This window comes from Paenibacillus sp. strain BS8-2, assembly GCF_054483835.1.
Map to the genome: position 1 here is coordinate 1,079,001 of NZ_CM137010.1, position 6,000 is coordinate 1,085,000.

At 47.4% G+C, this 6,000-nt stretch carries 1 protein-coding gene and 2 rRNA genes (1 of these 3 cut by a window edge); all 3 read right to left on the minus strand.

The genetic code is table 11. From position 1 onward, the window contains the following. Window positions 1-180: 180 nt before the first annotated feature. The gene (locus ACX1C1_RS04760; protein ID WP_458955990.1) at window positions 181-4,029 is read right to left on the minus strand and encodes an NEAT domain-containing protein; all 3,849 of its coding nucleotides are present in this window, start codon (window positions 4,027-4,029) and stop codon (window positions 181-183) included. 473 nt (window positions 4,030-4,502) lie between these two features. Further along, a 5S ribosomal RNA gene (gene rrf / locus ACX1C1_RS04765) occupies window positions 4,503-4,619 on the minus strand. A 151-nt stretch (window positions 4,620-4,770) separates the two neighbouring features. Next, window positions 4,771-6,000 (minus strand): 23S ribosomal RNA (locus ACX1C1_RS04770); it runs 1,707 nt beyond the window's last position.

Here is a 6,000-nt window from a genome sequence, read left to right on the forward strand (position 1 = left end):
ATGGCGGTGCCGGGAATGACCCCCTAAGCACCGCCATCTCTTTGTTATTACCTGATTTTCATCACACGAGCTGTTTCTTCAAGCGAGAGAACTTACTTTTGAGACAGCCCCCATCTACAGTCTGGATTAAAGTTAACTTTTAATCTTCTCTGCGGCAGTAGGCTGCATCTAGATTTGTTCTTATTGCTCTTCTACTTCGCTGCTCTCCGCTGGTTGATTTTCCAGCTGCTCCTCAGCTCCATCTAGATAATCCAATAGTCGAAGCAAAATCGTTAATGCCTGAGCGCGGGTTGCCGGACCGTTTGGATCGAACTGATGATTGCCCGTGCCTTGCATCAATTCCGCTGCTTCAACTGCAGCTATCTCACGGCGTGCCCAGCTTGGAATATCTTTAGCATCAGCGAACGATGGCTCCGCATCCTCTGCAAGCTCGAGCCCGGCAGCACGCGCTAGAATAACTGCTAATTGCGCTCTTGTTATTGTGGTATTAGATCTGAAGGTTCCATCCTCAAAGCCGCTTATGAAGCCAGCCTGAGCTGCTAGTACGGCATGTTCTCGAGCCCACGCAGGGATTTGGTCGCCGTCCTCAAAAATCATCTCACTGGTGTCGCCGCCAAGACCTAACGCCCTGCTCAAGAAAGCAGCAAATTCACCGCGAGTCACTTCTTGTTCAGGTCGGAATGTGCCGTCACTGAATCCATTCGTAATACCAAGCTCTACAGCGCGTTTAATCTCATTTGCAGCCCAATGCTTATCGGTATCTGAGAATGAAATGCTTGGGCTATTACCGTCATCTACTGGCTCCGAAGGTTCTTCTGGATTCTCCGTCGTTCCACCCTCAGGCGGCAGCTCGAGTCCAGGAGCCCCCACATTGCCATCCTGCTCATAGCCCATAACAGTCGGGTTAGCTCCAGCATATGTGGCGGAGCTTTCATCAAACTGGAATTGGATGTCGTATTGTTTATTGTTGTAGTTAAATTCTGGCCAATGGATTCCTACAGTGCCATTCTGTTTACCTGACAATGACGATAACGAATAGGATACTGCCCTTAAGTTGGCACTCGCATTCGTTTGCACATCAAAACCACTGCTGCCGTTAATCGTAACGGTATGCACTTCTTTGCTACGAAGCACGACAAAGCTGACTGTCCTAGAAGAGCCCTGCACCTTGACAAGAGCTGGACTTACTACATAGCTATTTGCTATAGAGGAATCATCCGTACCGTCTTTCAGAACTCTAAAACTCATGTAGTAGTAACCATCTTGCGGATAAACCGGATTACCTGATCCTGGATCACCGGTTATCGGACCTGTTCCTGGTCCAGGCGTCTCCGTCTCAACATAAGGCGTTACTGTCGATGCGAAACGGAACCGTAGATCGTATTCGCCCGTATTGTTTTGGGCCGTCCAGTTAAACTTCGCCCATCCCGGAACGTCCTGTGTCAAATCAGCAACTAGGAAATTTACTTCCCTGGAATTTGCTGATGTGTTGGTTCCAGATATGCTCACATCTTCGCCATTTACCTTCAGCTGTGGAATTTGTGCGCTCTGTTTTAAGGTGAAATAGATTCTTTTCTCCCCGTCTTTTATTTGAAGTCTAGCCGGAGATACCGCATAGCTGTTCACCATAGAGGCTTCGTCCACATTACCTTTCAGAATGCTAAAGGCAATGGAATAATCGCCATCCTGCAAATCGTTTAACGTAACAACTGAATCTTTAAATGCTTGAATCGCTACCAGTAGAGCTGCCAAAGCCTCCTCTGATTGCGTGTCTGTGTTCGGACCGTTAACTGCTACTGCTCCGGCTGCCGCGATAGCAGTTTGCAAAGCCGTTTTGGATGTCGCAGAATATTGGCCAACCGCTGTGCCTACAACCGCCGCTCGATTAAGATTCGATGCTTCCGTTATTTTCGCTTGAAGCTCCGCATTGTTAACGCCATTAAAATTCAGACGTATGTCATGCGTCATATCATATACGCCGCCGTTTGGAAGATTCGTAACTGCTCTTATTTTGGCCTTCATTAATTGACTCAGATCATTAACGATAAAACGAACCGTACGTGTATCATTTGACGTGTTGCTGCTTACGGGCTCAACTTCCGTAAACACTTCATTACGTTCAATTTGCAGATTGCGGATCACGGAACTTTCGTTAATGGTTAACGTCACTTCGAAGGTACCATCTTCAAGCGGTAGCACTTTTGCCGGCTTCGCCAAATATTTGTCCGCCGAAGAGAACGCGTTATTTGTTGCATGAAGCATGCCATAATAGAGCTCATATTCTACTTGTGCTACAGTTCTATAACTTTCTGCTGCTGCCCCTAGTTGCTCGAGCGCATTAATAATATCTGGTCTTGTAGCATTCAAGTTTTCGGTAATTGGCTCTACGGCATCCATTACAGCCAATAATTCCTCTTTTGCGTCGTCATAGTCGACTTGATCGATATTCGTTTGCTTTGCTGCCATTACGTTCTTTTTCTCATCCATTAACAGCTGTTTCAGTTGCTCATGAATATCGCGATTGAAGCTTAAATAGAGAGAACGTTTGACACCGCCTACGCGGTATGTCAGATGGCCTAACCCTGTCCACTGCGTTTCCTTGTTAGCATCCAAGTACTTAATGTCACCTTGGAATATGTTAGATCCGAGCGCGACATTAGGTGTCTTCGTAACAGCAAATAGAAAATTCATTGATTCGTACAAGTCAGGGCTATAATAAGTCCCATCACCAGCGGGATTGAACCAATACACCTTATTATCGTCCGGCGTTTCATTCAGAGTAATATTAGCCTTTATATCTCCCCAAGAATCGTATCTAGAGATTTGTGTTATCGTGCTTACTGCCGAACTCAACTTATCCGAATAAACAGACTCCGTAGCCGTTGTTTGGTTCGTATCCAATACATAAAGCTTTAACGGTACATTGGATACATATTGCTGATTTTTCACGTCGATATACCGATTTTTCAATAAATTGATTTGAGTATCGACTTCTTCTTGCGTCGCCGTGCCCTTGGCCACGATTTGCTCAGCCAGGTTTACTCTATCTGTGAGAAATTGAACTGCACTGTGAAAATATTCGCCGTCAACAATCGCCGCGTTAGCTCCACCTGGCAAGCCGTTCGTTTGGCCATTCACTTTGGCCGTGCTCAGAAACTGCTTCATCGTTGAGATCAGCTGAATGAGCAACCCCTTATTCGCTTTCTTCTCAAGCGATATGAAGTATTGAAGTGCCTCATCTAACGATTCATAGATCAAGGCGTATTCCTCTTCATCATCTTCTAGGGTCATTGAAAGTCTAACCTCTGCATTAAACACTGCTGCGTCCAGATTCTGTTTGCTTCCTGTTGGGAATTGTCCGTAATCGGAACCCTCCACACTAGTGGATAAAACTGATTTAGCCTCTTGAATGAGATCATTGAGCAATTCCAGACTGACTAACTCCGGCTCTGTGCCAGGATTTTCTCCACCTGGCTCCTCTCCCTCATCATCAGTTAATGGTAACACAGTCGTATCAAACCAAAGTTGTGCATGATACCAATGGTCGTAAACTGGAATCATTTCTGGGATATAAATATGCATGAGAATATCTTGCGGGCTTTCGATATTATAGATGCGGTACTTCAAAATTTTGCGATCCGCATTTGCCGATTCTCGCACTTCTACATCTACAATACCTGTTTTGTCCTGTACGACGGAGTTAACGATTATTGCTTTCGGTACACCATCCGGACGATAACCCAAATATAAGAATCGCGTTAACTCACTGCTCAGTATCTCGTGCTCCAGCCAATATGTACCGTTATCCGCTATGATTTTCGCTTTGGTACCCGGAATTTTCATATATAAGTTAGCTGTAGAAACGGATGATTTGCCATCCTCCAAAATATTAAAATCCACATCGTATTCTCCGTTCGGCAACACCTGCGACTCCGCCGCATAAACAACTACCGATTGAACCATCGAAAATACTAGTGCCAGTGATAGCCATACTGCAATGAATGGCTTCACGATTCGACTATTTCTCACTTTCGTACACTCCTTCATGTGCTTTCTAAAATTGAATACTTCGCTTACCTTTTCTTACATAATCCTAGTTCTCTTGCTATGCATCAAAAATCAAAGTAAAGTCGAGCTTATGCCCCCTCTCTATTCATTGAGGTCTTCTCAGGCGCAACACAATCCAACAAAAATGATAATCATTATCATTAATTAGACAAAAAAAGAAGCTTCTTGCACCTCCGCCTGTGAAGCTTTACATTCTGACTATAGATTACTTGCTCCATATGAACGGAGCATGAACTTTAGATTACAGTTTTCGACACCATTTATTTTTCATACTACCTGATCCGAACCTACCACTGGTGCCGGGCCAACCTCTAAGGCCGGGCCAACATCATCGAGATACTTCGATAACAAGGTTCATACACTCTCCCAATAGGGAGAGGAACGTCGCCAGGCACAACAAAAAAACCAGCCATATCATATGGCTGGTCATTCGTGCTTGGCGACGTCCTACTCTCCCAGGACCCTGCGGTCCAAGTACCATCGGCGCTGGAGGGCTTAACGGTCGTGTTCGGTATGGGAACGCGTGGTTCCCCTCCGCCATCGCCACCAAACAGTGTTTTTCGATGATCATGCTCCCTGAAGCGCTTCAGAAAAGACACAACCATGCTGTTCAAGGTTTGGTTTGTACCTTGAAAACTGGATACGAAAGGTTTGCTGAACCTTAAAGCTGTTGCTTACCGTTTGTATGAACGAGTAAGCGTGTAGGATAAGCCCTCGACCGATTAGTATTCGTCAGCTCCACACATTGCTGTGCTTCCACCCCGAACCTATCAACCTCGTCGTCTTCAAGGGGTCTTACATACTGGGAAATCTCATCTTGAGGGGGGCTTCACGCTTAGATGCTTTCAGCGCTTATCCCGTCCGTACTTGGCTACCCAGCGGTGCTCCTGGCGGAACAACTGGTACACCAGCGGTACGTCCATCCCGGTCCTCTCGTACTAAGGACAGCTCCTCTCAAATTTCCTGCGCCCGCGACAGATAGGGACCGAACTGTCTCACGACGTTCTGAACCCAGCTCGCGTACCGCTTTAATGGGCGAACAGCCCAACCCTTGGGACCTACTTCAGCCCCAGGATGCGATGAGCCGACATCGAGGTGCCAAACCTCCCCGTCGATGTGGACTCTTGGGGGAGATAAGCCTGTTATCCCCAGGGTAGCTTTTATCCGTTGAGCGATGGCCCTTCCATTCGGTACCACCGGATCACTAAGCCCGACTTTCGTCCCTGCTCGACTTGTAGGTCTCGCAGTCAAGCTCCCTTATGCCTTTGCACTCTTCGAATGATTTCCAACCATTCTGAGGGAACCTTTGGGCGCCTCCGTTACATTTTAGGAGGCGACCGCCCCAGTCAAACTGCCCGCCTGACACGGTCCCCGTACCGGTTTCACGGTACTAGGTTAGAACTCCGATACGATCAGGGTGGTATCCCAACGGCGCCTCCACCTAAGCTGGCGCTCAGGCTTCAAAGGCTCCCACCTATCCTGTACAGATCGTACCAAAGTCCAATATCAAGCTGCAGTAAAGCTCCATGGGGTCTTTCCGTCTTGTCGCGGGTAACCTGCATCTTCACAGGTATTAAAATTTCACCGGATCTCTCGTTGAGACAGCGCCCAAGTCGTTACGCCATTCGTGCGGGTCAGAATTTACCTGACAAGGAATTTCGCTACCTTAGGACCGTTATAGTTACGGCCGCCGTTTACTGGGGCTTCGGTTCACAGCTTCGGGTTACCCCTAACCGCTCCCCTTAACCTTCCAGCACCGGGCAGGCGTCAGCCCGTATACTTCGCCTTACGGCTTCGCACAGACCTGTGTTTTTGCTAAACAGTCGCTTGGGCCTTTTCACTGCGGCCCCCTCGGGCTATTCACCCTACCGAGGCACCCCTTCTCCCGAAGTTACGGGGTCATTTTGCCGAGTTCCTTAACGAGAGTTCTTC